Raw genomic sequence first — 15,366 nt, forward strand, 5'->3', positions numbered from 1 at the left:
CTCGCTCTAATCAGCTCAAAAACCTTAAAGTAGCATCGATGAAAACAAGTTTATCGGTGCCACTTTCAGTACTAGTTTCCACTCTTAGCATTTTTCAAGGCTCCCCGGCTCAAGCACAAGGGATCGTTCGCTATAACGCGAAAGATGAAAGAAAGCTATTAGGACCCCGCTATCAAGGTCGCCTGGTTCCCATGGCAAGTCTGAATCAATTGGCCGACGATAACAGCGAACCCATGATTTTGATTCATGGCCGTTCCGGCTCCGTAAATAATTTCACTCAGTTGCTATCGAGTACTCCGCGCATGACGGAGTACCGACTCTTCTATTTTGCCTATGATGATCTTCACCGTTCACTAAAACGTTCAGCTCAGGATCTAGCGCTTAGTATTTTGAAGCTTCGTACGTCCCGTGTGACGTTGCTCGCTCATAGCATGGGTGGATTGATTGCCCGTGAAGCGTTGAACTATCTGGCTAAGAATGGCTTTGCCGAAAACACACCTTCGATCCGCGTGATCAGCATAGATTCCCCTTGGCAGGGTGGCACCTCCGCCGGATGCACGCACAAAGGGACCAGTGTGGACCGCATGGTTGAATATTTTCTGCCAGCGGCTTTGACAGATATGCGCTCTTGTTCAGACTTCTTTCAGAATCTCTACAACGTAAGTTTGCCGGAAAAGTTCAGCATTGAGCTTTATTTTGCTCAACATGGTGCTCAGGCACTGGATCACACCGAAGCACCACTGAATCGCCTGCCGGCAAAAATTGCAAACCTGTTTACGGATGGCACACCGATGACCGGAACACTTTACGAGATGAATTTTTGGAATGCGATGTCGACGTCATCTCAATATCCGGCTTTTGTGAATGAGTTGTCGGCAATCCATGAACATTCAAAAATAGCGGCTCGGGACGTTAAGAGCCTTCTTGAAAAACATTTCCCTCGCTTCCCCGGAGATCACTCTTCAGTCATGATGTCTCACCCCAGCAAAGACCTGGATTTACCCAAGTATCTGCAAAGCATACTTTAGGTCTTTACCTTGTGAGACTTGGGATAAAGCGCAAACAAACCCCAAGCTACAATACTGATGACTGCAGCCAACATGTAGGCACTTCCGGGAAATTTCACTGGCGCTGACTCAGCGGTGAAACGTGCAAAAATATCGGTATAGATCAAGGGGCCGATGATCGAAGTAATGCTGGCAATGGAAATCAATGTGCCCTGCAGTTCACCCTGCTCTTGGGGAGGAGTGTCCTTCGAGATCAAAGACATTGATGCAGGCCCCGTAAGCCCATTCATGCAGGTGATCGCCATCACCGCATAAAGCATCCATCCCTGAGTCACTGTTGCGTAGCCCACGTAAGCCAGAACGCAAAACATCATCCCAACATTTAAAGTCTTCAATTCCCCCCATCGTGGGACCAAGACTCGAGTCAGATACCCTTGAACAAAGGCAATGGATACTCCAATAAAGGAAAGTGACAACCCCACTTCAAAAGTCGACCAGTTGAATTTGTATTGAGTGAACAAAGTCCAGATACTTGGATGGGAATGACCCGCCAGATAAAGCAGGAAATAGATCCAAACCAACAATCTCATTCCTGGTTTGAACAAGACCTTGAACAAGGATTGAAATGGATTCAAGCGGCGCCATTCGATCTTTCGGCGATGAGCCTCATCCAGGGACTCGGGCAATATAAAGTAGCCAAATGCGAAGTTCAGTAGATTAAAGACGGCCGCCGCAATAAACGGCGCTTGATATCCGTAATGTCCCAACATGCCACCCAATGCAGGTCCCACGATGAACCCCAACCCAAAGGCTGCTCCAATCATGCCGAAGTTAGCAGAACGATTCGTATCATCTGAGATGTCGGCCATATAGGAACTTGCCACCGTCATGCTTGCGCCAGTCAATCCGGAAATAATTCGACCGGCAAACAGGATTCCCAACGTGGGTGCAAAGGCCATCAGCAAATAGTCCAAGCCCGCACCCAGCAAAGAAACCAAAAGAACGGGTCTGCGCCCAAATCGATCTGACAATGAACCCAGCACAGGTGAAGCAAGAAACTGCATCAAAGCATAGACGGAAATGAAGTAACCAAAATAATGATTAACGAAGGAAGGATCATGACCAAAGCGACGTATCACATCCGGAAAAACTGGAATCAAAACTCCAATTCCCAGAGCGTCCAGAAAAATTGTTGCGAAAATAAAACGGACACTGGCAGATGAACTTTTCTTCATATATCCCACTTTGCAAGTTGAGTAATTATTCTTTTATCAAAACATTTTCGCAAGTGAGTTTTGTGACTGTCCTGTGGTAAACTGATTCGTATCGGAGGTACTTATCTATCAAGGCGAGCGATTCAATAGCATTAGCCACTTGGTGGGCGCCGTTCTGGCGGTCGCGGGCGCCTCTGTCCTTGTCACTCTGGCCAGCGTGCAAGGAGACGTCATAAAAATCGTCTCTGCCAGCGTCTATGGCGGGATGCTTGTCTTGCTGTATACAATATCAACTCTCTATCACAGCATTCAGGGCCGGGCGAAAAAGATTCTCCAAAAACTCGATCATATGGCGATCTATCTTTTGATCGCGGGTACCTACACTCCATTCACTTTGATCACATTGCATGGTCCTTGGGGATGGTGGTTGTTCGGCATCAATTGGACACTGGCAGTGATCGGAATTGTTTTTGAACTGACTCTGTCGCACCGAACACGAATTCCTTCGATGGTGATTTATGTCGTGATGGGATGGCTTATTGTATTTGCCATGAAACCCCTCACTGAAAATCTGGATCCTCGCGGTGTCGCGCTGTTAGCCACTGGTGGACTTTTATATACCGGCGGTATTGCCTTCTTTTTATTTGATGAGAAGGTGAAACACTTCCATGGTATCTGGCATTTGTTTGTTATGGCAGGCAGCATCAGTCAGTATTTCTGCATTCTTTATTATCTGATTTAGTATCGTTTTGACTCCAACGTCGTTGGCACATCCTTTGTAATTGCATCCTCTCGGGGCCGGAATGTTTCGGCAAAGAACAAACCACACTCGAGGGGGAATCACCATGAAAGCACTATTTGGATTCATCGCAGTAACAATGATCGCTGTCTCTTCATTCGCAGGACACTTCGACGATATGTTTAAACCAGGCCGTGGCGACCGGGGTCATGGTGGCGGTTGGGGCCGCCCCAATGTCACCTGCAGTGCTTCTGACAATGGTTGGGAGGAACACTGGGGTGGACATTCTGACTGTCGATCTTGTCTAAAAAAACACGGCAGCTGTGTGGAAACATGCAGTGCCAGCTATTACATCGTTAAGGCCGAAGGAACAGATTACCGTGGTTACAAGATGACGCTTGAATCGCGAGGTGAATCCCGCTACGAAGCCGAGCGCGATGCTTTGAGATCCTGCAATCGTCGCTACAACAACTGCAAAGTCATATCTTCGAACTCCAGAAGCGAAACGGTTTCACGTCGCTCCTGCCGCTAGACTTGGCTAAGTACATTCGCAAATTCGCAGTCCTTGTGCTATCCTGAAAGGAGCACAAGGACTTCGCGCGTGAATAAGGAACTCTCAAGACTTTTTGAAAATCAGAATCCCCTGGATTTGTCGCAGGCATTGCAACACTATGCCTGTGTTTCAATTATTCTGCGTGGAGCCTTGGATGATTTGCAAATTGGCTTCATTCAACGCGCCATTCACCCCGATGATCGCTGGTCAGGACAAATTGCTTTTCCCGGAGGCAAAAAAGAAGAATGGGACCGTTCCGCCCTGCATACCGCAATTCGCGAAACGCAGGAAGAAGTGGGTATCATTTTGACTCAGGAAGAAGTCATCGGCCAGCTGGATGACGTCCAAGCCCGAAAAGCCGGCACTATGCTGGATTTCTTTATTCGTCCCTACGTTTTCTATATTGATAAAGATTTTGATATCCATTTGGATCCCAACGAAGTTGCTGATTTCTTCTGGACACCCCTGAAACATCTTATCAGCCCCGAACGTGCGACCACTCATGGGTTCATTCGCGACCAAATCAGCGTCGAACTTCCAGCCATTGCACTGGATCGGGATGTCCCGCTTTGGGGATTGTCGTACATGATCACACAGAATCTGCTGAAGCAGCTAAAACCTCGCATCTCAAACTGAGAATGTTTGGAATTTTTTAAAAATTTTGGAAATTGCCCTCAACTCTCCAAAAGTCCAGCCGATAGGTATGACATCAGCCCACTGCGAGTGGGAGCGAAAGGAGCCTTGAATGGCATCAACGCATGTAGTACTTCACGAATTCATTCTTTCTACGGAGATTCGTGAATTGGTAACTTACCGGGAGACCGGACCACCGTAACTACCATCCCCCTAGCCTAGTAATAGAGGGAGAATATAAATAAAAAAAACCAGAACGATCTCTACGTTCTGGTTTTTTGTTTTTTTAGATATGTGCGTTCTTGGATTCTAAAGGATTGAGAACGTCGTTGCGAAATTCACCGTCGTTGAATCTGCCGTCAGAGTGTCTGGATAGAAATTTAAAAACGGCGCAAAGAAAATGTCCCGGCGAATTGCATATCCCAAACCCAATCGGGAACTCAAAGTACGGTTCCACAAAGTAAATGCATCTTCAGTCCCGCGTGGATTATTGAAGCCCACAGCCACGGACGAGTACATGCTGAACTTATCTGAGAAGTTGTATTTCACCTGCGGGAAGAAGGCCACAGAGTAACGGCCGGTCTTCATTTCATATTTGTTTTTAACATTCGGACCGCGATCAAAGAAGTAATAGTCAAAAGAGGCATCAACCCCTGCCGCAAAACCCGTAGTCCCAAAGTTATAAATCAAAGAAGAGTCATAGCCAAAAGCTGCGTATTCCCCGATTTCACGGAATGTTTGATTCGTTACGTAAGTCCCCTTAACGCCATTTCGCATTTGGAGTTCTCCAACGCGAGAACTGCGGTCGACGCCCAAATAGGGATTTCTAACATCATAACGTTTCACACCCTGGAACGGCGTTAAAGCACTCGCCCCGGTACCGACCGACAAAGCCGTTTTTGAATCAAAGCGATAACGAGCACTCAGGGAACCACCCAGAGACGTTTCGCAGGCACAAATACTGCCATCGGGATTAGGTTGATTGGGGTTGGATAGATCACCCACTGGAGGCCCCGAGTAGCTAAGGCTGGCTTTTAGAGAGTAGCGGGAAAGAGATCCTGACTCCGCCTTCATACGCGCATCCGTGATGTCTTTGTCTTCGGCGAATTTCTTATTGATGACGCTTTCTTGTTTTAGTACGGAGCTTTGCTCTGCTGGGGCTGATCCTGAAGTGGACTCAGGCATGATAATTTTAGAAGTTTGTGCAAAAGCACTGATTGAAAACCCCAAAACGGCTGAAACCAAAATCAATTTGCTCATGAAATCTCCCCTGATGGGCATGCTTGTACAGTGGGAGACCCCAAAAAGATAGTTGGGTTTTGGTTAAGAGAGCATTCTTTAAAAAAAGTACCTGCTTTTTATCGACCCCCATTGCCCCAAACGAGGCAACTCTGTGAACCTAATAGAACCAAACAAAAGGGGCATTCATGAAAACCTCTCGAAGAGGTTTCCTTCAATTATCGGCCAGTTCGATTATAGGCTACTCTGCGCTCAGTTCCCCCCTTTTTTCCGGGATTGCCGAGGCGGCAAGTGGATTCTCCGGGAATATTCCAATCTGTCAGCACATGACAAACTCCCACTCTACACAAATCACCGTTTTGACGGACGGTTACAATCCCTATGCCTACCGGGTTTTCGACTCCCAGGGGCGTCCGGTCGCTGTGCAAATCTGGGATCATGAAATCCGCAAATGCTATCACCAGGGTATCGATAAACTTCACATCACCGGCATGGATCCAAAGCTCTCCTACTATCTGCAGGTGATTGACAAGAATCGGGGGAATGTTTTGGATGAGAGGAAGTTTAAAAGCCTTAAGCTCTCTTCCCGATCCAACCTGCGATTTGCTTTGGTCAGTTGTGCCAGTGATTTTTTTAAAACCCATGCCCGGGTCATGTGGGACAATCTTTTCGCGCAAAAACCTGACTTCATTTTTTTAGTCGGCGATGCCGTTTACGCGGATTTTGGATGTCCCACCACGGAAGACAATATTTGGATTCGTTTTTGCGAAACACGCTCGCGGCTGCGCCATTTCCGTCAGCCCTCTTTGATTCCCACTTTGGCTGTTTGGGATGACCATGATTATGGGCGCAACAACATGTACAAAACTTTCAAATACAAAGTCAGCTCCAAGCGCACCTTTGATCTATTTTTTGGCAGCCGCAGTACGGATGGATTTAAACGCACCATGGGGGTCGGATCACAGCTGACAGCCTTCGGTCACAAATTCTTTTTCATGGATGACCGGTATTATCGTGACGAGGCCCAATGCGGCGGCATGATGTGGGGAAGCGAACAGCAGGAGCAGTTCCTGGAGAATATCTGCGACAACTCCAAACCCACCTGGATTTTCAACGGCAGTCAGTTTTTCACCGGCTACCATAAACAGGAATCCTTCGCCAAAGATTACGGCAAAAACTTTGTGGATCTGTTGGCAAAACTGCGCAAATGTGACGCTCCTGTGGCTTTCGGATCGGGCGATGTTCATTTCAGTGAAGTGACCAGTGTGGATCCGAAATATCTGGGCTACCGAACCTACGAGTACACTTCCAGCGCCATCCACTCGATTAATTTTCCGGTGAAGCTGATTTTAAAAAATCCCCGACGCGAAAGATTTGCCTGGCACCACAACTTTGTAATCATCGACAGCCAAGCAAGCAAGGGCGCATTGAAAGTCAACGCCATGGCCATCAATGCACGAAACAGAATCGAATTCACTCACCAGGCAACGATCAAACGTTCCTGATTTTTCTAAGATGAAAAAGAACTTTAGGAATAAGATCAATCACATCGGATGCCATCATGGAAAGAGGATCTTTTCCCTTCTGCACCCACATGTTGGCGGTGGCACCATGAATGTAAGCTGCAAGCAATGCCGCCTCGGCGGGGTTCATTTTCTGTGCAAGCAAGGCCACCATCACTCCCGCCAAAACATCCCCGGTTCCAGATTTAGCCAAGGCAGAGTTTCCCGTGGCAATTGTCGATAAGCTGTTGGCCGAAGCGACCAAAGTGCGATGACCTTTAAGTAAAACAACACATCCCAATTTCTTTTGCGCGGTGATTACTGCGGCCACTCGATTTTTATTGATCTTGTCGCTGCTCCAATCCAAAAGACGCGAAAGCTCCCCTGCATGAGGGGTCGCTATCCACTCCGGAGGTAGCGGAAATATTTTCTCCTGGGCCACGACGGTCAATGCATCGGCATCCAAAATAACCTTTTTCTCTTTGGAGATAAGTCCGTGGATAATTTCGGAGGTGAAGTCATTCACGCCGAATCCGGGCCCAAGTAAAACGGCGTCGAATTCAATATCCTGCCAAGGAATTGTGGCAAGATCCCGCGGAATAACATCGGGATGGTCCCAAGCTGACAGATCAATATTGCGTTGACCCACAATTGCATAACCGCTTCCCATTCGCAGGGCCGCCTTTGCCGCCAGCACACCCGCCCCCGGATAATCGGAGCTGCCCGCCAGGATCAGACTCTTTCCCCGACTGCTCTTATTATCTGAAACGGAAACAGGAGGTAAAAGATTCGCGGCTTCCTGTTTTCGCAAAATTCTGACGGAACTTGTGGAGGTTTTCATAAGAATCAGTGTATAACTGCCATCTATGATCGTAAAGACTGAAGCAGATTTGGAAGGGCTTAAAAAGATTGGCAAGATCGTTGCCAATTGCCTGCAATATATGTCCAAGAAAATGGAACCCGGTATGACAACCAAAGAGTTGGACAACATCGGGGGCAAATTCCTGGAAAAGCATGGCGCACGCTCCGGCCCCATGCTGGTTTACAATTTTCCCGGCTACAACTGCATCAGCCTTAACCATGAAGCGGCACACGGAGTGCCGTCAGACAAAATCATTCAAGCCGGTGACCTGATCAATATCGACGTCTCTGCGGAACTAAACGGATACTTTGCTGACAATGGTAGCTCCTTTACGGTTCCACCGGGACGCCCTCAGGATGAGCGTCTTTTAAAAGCGACCAAACTGGCTTTGGAAAATGCCATTGCTGGCATTAAAGCTGGCATCAAGCTGAATGAAATCGGCCGCCGGGTGGAGCAAATTGCAGACGAATACGGGTACTCCATTATCGAGAACCTGGGAAGTCATGGTGTCGGCAAATCACTGCATGAAAATCCAAAATTTATTCCCAGCTACTATGATGGCAATGACGACCGCCGCTTAAAAGAAGGCCACGTGATCACTATCGAGCCATTCCTTTCCACAGGAGCCCACTTCGTCGACGAGGTGGAAGGCGACAAATGGACTTTGGTGACTGCGCCTGAACATCGCACTGCACAGTTCGAACATACAATGGTGGTTCTTAAGGACCGCGCTCTGATTTTAACAATTCCAGACCCTGTTTAATCACAATACTAACCCCAATGCCTTGCTGGGACTGTCTTTAGCTCGCTAGCCTGTTTTCAGGAGCAAGGGGGCAAGATGAAACGTTGGGTGTTGTTCACGGTATTAATCATCTTTCATATCGTCTGGATTGGAATGCTGACCGTTGCAGATGCTGCAGCCACCAGCCATGTTACTCTCCCTCAGGAAGTCCTTGTCTCCTCGATAATTTTAATTGCTTGGGTTGGTTATCAGGCCCTGTCCTGGGCTCGCAGCGGAATTCAGGAAAAAATGAAATAGCACAGCGCCTTATCGCTATAATCTTTAAATAAAAAGTGAAAGCCTAGGTGGCATAGATTTAAGCCATGGGAGGCCTTCGTGAAACTATTTATCGCTCTTCTTGCAACATTGGTTGCGTTCTCTGCTCAAGCTGCTGATCAAAAATTGGGTAACGTTATCCTGGTTGAAAGAGAGATTCCAAATCCATACGATCTTTGCGTTAAAAACGTCATCGACAAAACAGACAAAAAGCAAAATTCATTCTATTGCGTGATCAAGTACACAAAAGCATCAATGGAAATGCCGGTGGGTAAAGCTTCTCCAATTTCATACTCAACAGAACATTGCAAAGTTCGCTCTGAAATCGGCAATGGCAATATGATGATTGGTTTTGGTCCGGAAAAAGTAGCGGTGGATTTTGAAACTGCAAGAGCTTGCCTTTTGGAAGGTTTGACAGCTCACGGTCGCTTGACTGTGAAAGTAATGACAATCGAATAGATTGGAACCGAATACCAACTAAAAAAGGGAAGCTGATGCTTCCCTTTTTTTATTTTCAGAGTTCTTTCCCAACAGACAGCTCCAAATTCACCTGAGCTTCGGCCGCATTCACTTGCGCATTGACCAATCCAGCACGGGCCCTGAATAAATCAAGTTCCGCATCCAATCTCTCTGAACTTGTTCGCGTTCCAGCTTTGAACGACTGAGTCGCCAGGCGAACACTCTCTTTGGCTTTCTCGACGTCGATCGTTTTCGCTTTATACAAAGCGGCCGAATATAAATATCGACGCTTCCAAAAATCAAAATCAAATCCGGTCTTAAGCTTTGCCTGCAACGTTCTTTGCTGGGCTTGCACTTGTCGGGCGTCTGCCTGCGCGGATTGGGATGAAGAGGCAAAGCCATCGAAAATAGACCACGTCATATTCACACCCCAGGAATAAGCGTTATTAAAGTCCTGATCACGCAATCCTTTGCTGATGTTGTTATAGTAGTCTGCCTGACCAAACAGGGAGAATTTTGGTATCCAGTGCTTATAAGCCGCCAGCCACGCTTTGTGAGCTGCAAGTTCGCGATCTTGAATCGCTTGATAATCCAGTCGCTCAATTTTTTGCGGTTTCTGCAAATTCGCCACTCTTTGCGCATCAGGAACCGGCAGATCCCCTTGCAGAGATTGCCCCGTGTCCTCCACTCCCAATCCCACCAGTAGATTCTGACGGGACAAAACAGTGTTGTCCTGGGCATTTAAAGTTTCAGAGAGGGCTTCCCCCAGCTGAACTTCCACTCGCAGGACATCAAACTTGGTGCCGGTGCCGCTTTTTTGAAATGCACGGGCCCGTGATAAGTGGTCCTCCAATGTTCTGACATTCTGAAAAGACACCTTCTCAAGTTCAACGGCTGCGATCGCCTTATAAAATTTCAACTTCGTATCCTGACTTAATTGGAATCGCGCCCAATCAGCTTCCTTGTCAGCGGCGTCGGTACCATGGCTCATGGAGCGAAAACGATCCCAATTCGCAAGACCATCAAAGAACATCCACTCGGCCCGGGCTGACCATATCGTATAGGGTTGAATCATTTCGATGGTTGTCGGAGGCCCACCCAAGGTCACTCTTTGCAGCATGAACTTCTCATCGAAGAGATGACTTCCCCCAAGAGTCACACGTGGCAGGAATAAGGAGTAAGCCTCGGTTTTCTTCCAACTGGCCTCGTCTTTCGCAGCCTCGGCGATCTTCACTTGTGGCGAGGTGCTATTCGCAATATTTAAGGACTCCGCAAGAGTCAGGCTCTGCCCTTCTGTATTCGCGAATACAGAGATACCAAGCATGGTTGTTAGAGCGATGGCGATGTTTAAAATTTTCATATTTCACCATATTTCTTGATCTTTATTAGCCACCTAATTAAAATGATTAGGCTACTAACAAATGTCAACAGTGCCCAAAGGGTCTTTGATAATCTGAATTTTCCTTGAATGGAGGCCCTATGGCAAAACTATTTCTCCAAACACTTCCGACACAAGAAGAATTGCAGCAAAATGCCGCCGAGCTTTGCCCTAATGTTGATCCGAATGCGTTATACACACACTTGTTGTTCAGAAAAATATCCACTGATTTGGAATCCAAATTCGATAACTTTTTCGCGAAATGGAATCTATCGCCCGGTCGCTTCACTCTTTTGATCATGCTTCGCAAAGCTCCAGGTGGTTTGATGCCTTCAGAAATTGCGCAAAAAGTGGGTGTCACGCAAGCCACTATCTCGGGATTGATCAACAGCTTGGAAAAAGCTGAATTGGTTAAACGTACAACTCATGAAAAAGACGGTCGTTCCTTTGTTATTCAGTTAACTGACAAAGGTTATGCGTTGATCGAGGAGGTTTCTCCTCTTTGGTTCACGAACATCGGAAATTTCTTTGGTCAATTCAACGAAGAAGACCAAAAACTGTTAAATGGACTTCTGATTCGCATGTCGGAAAATACAAACCTTTTGAATATGAAATAAAAAAAACCCGGGTTCACCGGGCTTTTTTTATTTAGTAATCACCTTTTAGTGCACAACTATAAACTTCGTTCAGATTCGATCCCGTGGAATTTTGCAGCGGACCGAAGTGATTGTATGATTTGCCTGCTGCGAAATGCGGGCTGACACAACGATCTTTTGGAAGCTTCAAAGAGCCACTTGATTGTAAATTCGATGGATGAGTATTTCCGGATTTGGAAGTATTCACCTGCACTGCAAACATACCTGTTACTTTAGCAACCCCGCAGAAGGCATTGAAAGTCTGCATTGCGCTACCCAGAACACGGATCATCTCGGCTTTAGAGGCAGTTTTGCTGATTTGATTGTTTGGATAAAGTTTATTCCACTCGCGAATACAAGCTTGTACGTTACCGCTTGCCGTCGGTGTGAATTGAAACAGACCGATATTCAACTTGGAAGCCTCATCCTGATAAGGGTCTTCGTAAAACAACACCCCTGCCGGACGACGATATCCTGATGGTGCGTTTTTGCTGGCAACGTTGCCGGATTTGGAAGTGTCCGCTGAAGTTAAAGACTCGGTGTACGACATACACATCATAAGCTTCGACCAAAGCTTGGTCGCCTTCACGGCACTTTCGCGGTCACCATTCATAGCACCTCGACGGTACTCATTCATTCTATTGTTAAATGTATTCAGTTTCGTGATCACCGTAGATGACGGAACCTTCCCGCTTGCCAGGGTTTTCGTCAAAGACGACGAACTCACTGTACATAAAGGATGGGAGATCAAACTGGTTTCCAGATAAGTGTTTTCATTCGTGCTCATCCCATAAGAGGAACCCACATAACCAAGGCCCGCCTTGGACGGATACATTTTCAACTCCACCGCATAAGCAATGCGATCCGCGAAGCGATAGCGAGTATCCAGATTCACATCCACGTTATCTGTTTTATAGGACTGAGTCTGATCGCGTTCAGGAATCAGCTCTCTATATGAAGTATAGAAACTATCCACCAATTTCCCCACTGGACCCGCCACCTCAGTAAAGATGTCGAAATCTGCCGGAAGAACTGAACCGGTCGTTGCCGGAGGTTCTGGGGTGGTCGGCGTGGAAGGAGTCGAAGGCGTCGATGGAGTCGAGGTCGAGTTGTCGTCGCCTGAATCCACCGGCTGTTTCGCCATCGCGTTCGCCGTATTGCCCATTAGAAGAGTTACCAAAGCTGCCATCAAGATTTTAGTCGTATTTGTGTGTGTCATGCCTCCTAGATCGGAGTTAGGTCCTAAGACTTAAGGCTCCCCAGACGAGACTGGACCTGAACTAGACCTCTACTGGACGTAAGTCAGAACATTTGGCTCAAGCTCACCCGCCAAAATCCGATATGAGTAATAACCAAATAAAAAGGGAGTATCAGAATGAGTCAATACGATGTACCCGGTCTTTATAACTTCTTGGCACATACACCTGAAGCGGGTCTCAGAAAAATGTTCGTTGATGGCAAAGCCTTCACCGAAACTCACTTCAATTTGATGATGAAAATTGTTCGCGCCGGCGATGAAGCCAAATTTGTAGAGCATTTTGAAAAGCAGGACTTCCCTAAAATCAAGATGGGGCCTGCAGACGTGAAAATTAAAGAGAAATTCTGGAATGAAGCGATCGCGGTGTGGGACAGTCGTGGACTTCTGGCTCCAGCTGTGGCAACTAAGGCGGCATGATCGCTTATCTTGCCCCGGAAAAATTTCTGCCTGAACTGCAGGCCGAGCTTAAAGGTATCACTGCAGTTTATGGCAACCTGGTTCTAACCAATGGGCCCATTCAGACATCTGTGTGGGCCCAAAATATTTGGACCAACGTGGAAATCGTTTCTTTTGAATCGATCTCCCAGGCCGTCAAAGAGCTTAAAAGCCGTGGCCTTTTGTGGGCGCTTTATTCCTTCGACAATCATCGCCGCGCTCAACTTATTCAGGATCAGCTTCCGAAACTGCGCCCGCGGGTGATGAATTTCCTTAGTGATCTCCCAACGGATCCTTTGGGGGCATGGACCCTGATTGATAAAAACACTCTGTTGATTTCCAATGAAACCAACTCCCTATTTCCTTTGGGAGCGGTGGCATTTAACGAAGACAAACTCACCCCGCCTTCCCGCGCTTATTTAAAGCTGTGGGAGCTATTCACCGTTTATGGCGTTCGCCCCAAAAAAGGTCAGCGAGTTGTCGACTTTGGCAGCTGCCCCGGAGGATGGACGTGGGTGTTGCAACAAATGGGTTGTGATGTGATTAGCATTGATCGCGCGCCCTTGGACGAAAAAATTGCGCGTCTGCCGCGCATTCAATTTATGAAAACCAATGCATTCAATGTAAAGCCCGCAGATATCGGCGCCATTGACTGGTTCTTTTCAGATATCATCTGTTATCCTGCGAAACTTCTGGAACTGGTTCTGGAGTGGCAGAAGTCAGGCCTGTGTGAAAACTTCGTCTGCACGATCAAGTTTCAGGGCGGCACTGACTTTGAATCACTTAAAAAGTTTCAGGCATTGGAAAATGCCCATGTGATTCACCTGCATCACAATAAGCACGAAGTGACGGTTTGGATTCGCAAAGCGTAGCTCCTATTCAGTCCCCAACGGTGTGACTGGCTTTTCCTTGATATATTGAAATTCCTGATCGGTGGCCTTTTCAAGGTTCTTCTTGGTTTCAGCCGCCTTCTTTTTCAGGTTTTCCTGTTCTTTCTTTTGATCCTGAAAGCGCTGAGTATACTGACGATGAAGCTGATTGAACTCGTCGTTCTTGGCGCGCATGTAATCATCAAAGTCTTTGCGCTTGGTTCTGGTCTCATCCTCGAAAGCATCGCGCTTTTCCTTTTGTGCGGCATAGAACTGCTTACGTTCATCTTCCATTTTTACATAAAACTCCGTGCGTTCAGTCGGAGTCAGGCCTTTTCTTTTTGCGAACTCCTCGCGACGATCCTTCTGGGACTTGCTGAACTCATTGCGCTCATCGTTCTGCTTCTTGGTAAAATCCGCGCGAATCTTTGTCATGTCCTTGCTAAAGTCATTGCGCTTTTTATTGACGATGGAACTAAAGCGATTGCGAACCTCAGAGGGGGATTTGCTCAAATCCGACATCATCTGATCCATGAAGGCTTTTTCATCGTTCTCTGACTTCTTTTCTGCCGGAATGTTCTCGCGCAGCTTTTCCATCGCATCACGATCTGCTTTCAGCGAGTATTTGTCGTCCACTACTGAAGTCGATTTACTCTGGGCAATTGCCGGACTCATCGACAGCCCTAATGCGAAGGACAGGACCAATGTCCTAGAAAAACCAGACAGCCCATTCATCCTTGATCGTGATAGTCTCATAGAAGTCCCCTTTAGTGCGTTTTGTCTTTTTTTGAGAATAATTGGACTCGAAAGAAAACTCAACCCACCGATAAGGTGACTATGCTATACGGAAGAAGAGTTATTGAACCTCAACGAGTGCCCCACGGGAACGGTCGCAAAAGGTTCATCCTAAATAAAGCGTTTCAGTACAAGTATTCCTGGTACATGATCACGGCATTTGCCGGTGGCGCGCTTCTATTCTTCATCCCGGCCTATTATTTCATTTCTCAGAACTATGAATTATTTAAGACCCTGGCGTACGATACTCAACCTAGACTGGTCGAGCATTTGGAACGTGAGATGGTCTGGTTGCGCGTATTTCTTGGGGCCAGCATGGTCGCTATCACTGGCGTCACCCTGTTCCTGAGTATCCGTATGACCAAGAATCTGCTTTCTCCTCTTATTAAGATGGAAAATCACATGCATCAATTGATGCTGGGTCAATGGCATATCGAAGATTACGTGATCCCTGAAGAGGACGACTTCCGTGATCTGTCGATGACCTATGACTATTTCTATCGCGCTTTAAAAGCGAACACCGAAACAGAACTAAAACTTCTGGAAAAACTGTCCATCGACCCCCAAAACCGTGAAGCCTATGCCGCTTGGAAGCATCTGTTGGCAGAAAAACGCGCACGCTTGGGTATCCAGGAAGAATTCATTTCTAACGACAATGTGACCGAACTGCGCACGTCAGAACACAGAAGACGAGTCGGCTAGTTCTTGCCTCTTTCCGCCTTAAATATGAA

18 protein-coding genes are annotated in these 15,366 nt (G+C 47.0%); 12 read left to right on the top strand and 6 right to left on the bottom strand.

All coding sequences use genetic code 11. The features are described from left to right. Positions 1 to 38 precede the first annotated feature (38 nt). On the top strand, positions 39 to 1,028 hold the full coding sequence (locus AAAA73_RS07480; protein ID WP_340597579.1) for a lipase family alpha/beta hydrolase: 990 nt from the start codon (positions 39 to 41) through the stop codon (positions 1,026 to 1,028). Here the strand turns inward: AAAA73_RS07480 and AAAA73_RS07485 are convergent. Then, the gene (locus AAAA73_RS07485) at positions 1,025 to 2,242 is read right to left on the bottom strand and encodes a TCR/Tet family MFS transporter (RefSeq protein ID WP_340597580.1); all 1,218 of its coding nucleotides are present in this window, start codon (positions 2,240 to 2,242) and stop codon (positions 1,025 to 1,027) included. The two genes, AAAA73_RS07480 and AAAA73_RS07485, sit on opposite strands and share 4 nt — an antisense overlap. A gap of 103 nt (positions 2,243 to 2,345) precedes the next feature. Between AAAA73_RS07485 and trhA the strand changes: the two genes are divergently transcribed. The 3 genes from trhA to AAAA73_RS07500 all read left to right on the top strand — a co-directional run bounded on the left by trhA (position 2,346) and on the right by AAAA73_RS07500 (position 4,149). Further along, on the top strand, positions 2,346 to 2,963 hold the full coding sequence (gene trhA, locus AAAA73_RS07490; protein ID WP_340599364.1) for a PAQR family membrane homeostasis protein TrhA: 618 nt from the start codon (positions 2,346 to 2,348) through the stop codon (positions 2,961 to 2,963). 103 nt (positions 2,964 to 3,066) lie between these two features. Further along, a complete protein-coding gene (locus AAAA73_RS07495) occupies positions 3,067 to 3,492 on the top strand; it encodes a hypothetical protein (protein WP_340597581.1) in 426 nt (141 codons plus the stop codon). A 69-nt stretch (positions 3,493 to 3,561) separates the two neighbouring features. Further along, on the top strand, positions 3,562 to 4,149 hold the full coding sequence (locus tag AAAA73_RS07500; RefSeq protein WP_340597582.1) for an NUDIX hydrolase: 588 nt from the start codon (positions 3,562 to 3,564) through the stop codon (positions 4,147 to 4,149). A gap of 306 nt (positions 4,150 to 4,455) precedes the next feature. On the opposite strand, the gene AAAA73_RS07505 is transcribed toward AAAA73_RS07500, so the two are convergent. Beyond that, positions 4,456 to 5,406, bottom strand: coding sequence for a hypothetical protein (locus tag AAAA73_RS07505; protein WP_340597583.1), 951 nt, complete (start codon positions 5,404 to 5,406; stop codon positions 4,456 to 4,458). A gap of 167 nt (positions 5,407 to 5,573) precedes the next feature. Between AAAA73_RS07505 and AAAA73_RS07510 the strand changes: the two genes are divergently transcribed. After that, positions 5,574 to 6,890 (top strand): phosphodiesterase, encoded by a 1,317-nt coding sequence (locus AAAA73_RS07510; RefSeq protein ID WP_340597584.1) that lies wholly within the window; start codon positions 5,574 to 5,576, stop codon positions 6,888 to 6,890. On the opposite strand, the gene AAAA73_RS07515 is transcribed toward AAAA73_RS07510, so the two are convergent. Further along, positions 6,877 to 7,728, bottom strand: a complete 852-nt coding sequence (locus AAAA73_RS07515; protein ID WP_340597585.1) for an NAD(P)H-hydrate dehydratase — start codon at positions 7,726 to 7,728, stop codon at positions 6,877 to 6,879. The two genes, AAAA73_RS07510 and AAAA73_RS07515, sit on opposite strands and share 14 nt — an antisense overlap. Positions 7,729 to 7,753: 25 nt before the next feature. On the opposite strand from AAAA73_RS07515, the gene map reads away from it, so the two are divergent. The 3 genes from map to AAAA73_RS07530 all read left to right on the top strand — a co-directional run bounded on the left by map (position 7,754) and on the right by AAAA73_RS07530 (position 9,265). After that, positions 7,754 to 8,512 (top strand): type I methionyl aminopeptidase, encoded by a 759-nt coding sequence (map, locus tag AAAA73_RS07520; protein ID WP_340597586.1) that lies wholly within the window; start codon positions 7,754 to 7,756, stop codon positions 8,510 to 8,512. A gap of 75 nt (positions 8,513 to 8,587) precedes the next feature. Then, positions 8,588 to 8,788 carry a hypothetical protein gene (locus AAAA73_RS07525; protein ID WP_340597587.1) on the top strand — a complete coding sequence of 67 codons (201 nt, stop codon included), beginning with the start codon at positions 8,588 to 8,590 and terminating at the stop codon, positions 8,786 to 8,788. 78 nt (positions 8,789 to 8,866) lie between these two features. Further along, a complete protein-coding gene (locus AAAA73_RS07530) occupies positions 8,867 to 9,265 on the top strand; it encodes a hypothetical protein (protein WP_340597588.1) in 399 nt (132 codons plus the stop codon). A gap of 55 nt (positions 9,266 to 9,320) precedes the next feature. On the opposite strand, the gene AAAA73_RS07535 is transcribed toward AAAA73_RS07530, so the two are convergent. Continuing rightward, positions 9,321 to 10,625, bottom strand: a complete 1,305-nt coding sequence (locus AAAA73_RS07535; RefSeq protein ID WP_340597589.1) for a TolC family protein — start codon at positions 10,623 to 10,625, stop codon at positions 9,321 to 9,323. A 119-nt stretch (positions 10,626 to 10,744) separates the two neighbouring features. On the opposite strand from AAAA73_RS07535, the gene AAAA73_RS07540 reads away from it, so the two are divergent. Continuing rightward, on the top strand, positions 10,745 to 11,260 hold the full coding sequence (locus tag AAAA73_RS07540; RefSeq protein WP_340597590.1) for a MarR family winged helix-turn-helix transcriptional regulator: 516 nt from the start codon (positions 10,745 to 10,747) through the stop codon (positions 11,258 to 11,260). Between the two features lie 31 nt (positions 11,261 to 11,291). Here the strand turns inward: AAAA73_RS07540 and AAAA73_RS07545 are convergent, their stop codons facing one another. Then, a complete protein-coding gene (locus tag AAAA73_RS07545; protein ID WP_340597591.1) occupies positions 11,292 to 12,497 on the bottom strand; it encodes a hypothetical protein in 1,206 nt (401 codons plus the stop codon). A gap of 156 nt (positions 12,498 to 12,653) precedes the next feature. On the opposite strand from AAAA73_RS07545, the gene AAAA73_RS07550 reads away from it, so the two are divergent. Together AAAA73_RS07550 and AAAA73_RS07555 are read left to right on the top strand one after the other, a co-directional pair. Beyond that, positions 12,654 to 12,953, top strand: a complete 300-nt coding sequence (locus AAAA73_RS07550) for a hypothetical protein (RefSeq protein ID WP_340597592.1) — start codon at positions 12,654 to 12,656, stop codon at positions 12,951 to 12,953. Beyond that, the gene (locus AAAA73_RS07555) at positions 12,950 to 13,843 is read left to right on the top strand and encodes an SAM-dependent methyltransferase (RefSeq protein ID WP_340597593.1); all 894 of its coding nucleotides are present in this window, start codon (positions 12,950 to 12,952) and stop codon (positions 13,841 to 13,843) included. The genes AAAA73_RS07550 and AAAA73_RS07555 overlap by 4 nt, the downstream gene beginning before the upstream one ends. Before the next feature lie 3 nt (positions 13,844 to 13,846). Here AAAA73_RS07555 and AAAA73_RS07560 read toward each other — a convergent pair whose 3' ends face one another. After that, on the bottom strand, positions 13,847 to 14,515 hold the full coding sequence (locus AAAA73_RS07560; RefSeq protein WP_340597594.1) for a hypothetical protein: 669 nt from the start codon (positions 14,513 to 14,515) through the stop codon (positions 13,847 to 13,849). A gap of 162 nt (positions 14,516 to 14,677) precedes the next feature. On the opposite strand from AAAA73_RS07560, the gene AAAA73_RS07565 reads away from it, so the two are divergent. Continuing rightward, positions 14,678 to 15,337, top strand: coding sequence for a hypothetical protein (locus AAAA73_RS07565; protein WP_340597595.1), 660 nt, complete (start codon positions 14,678 to 14,680; stop codon positions 15,335 to 15,337). Positions 15,338 to 15,366: the final 29 nt, after the last annotated feature.

It is taken from the genome of Bdellovibrio sp. GT3 (assembly GCF_037996765.1).
GTDB lineage: Bacteria > Bdellovibrionota > Bdellovibrionia > Bdellovibrionales > Bdellovibrionaceae > Bdellovibrio.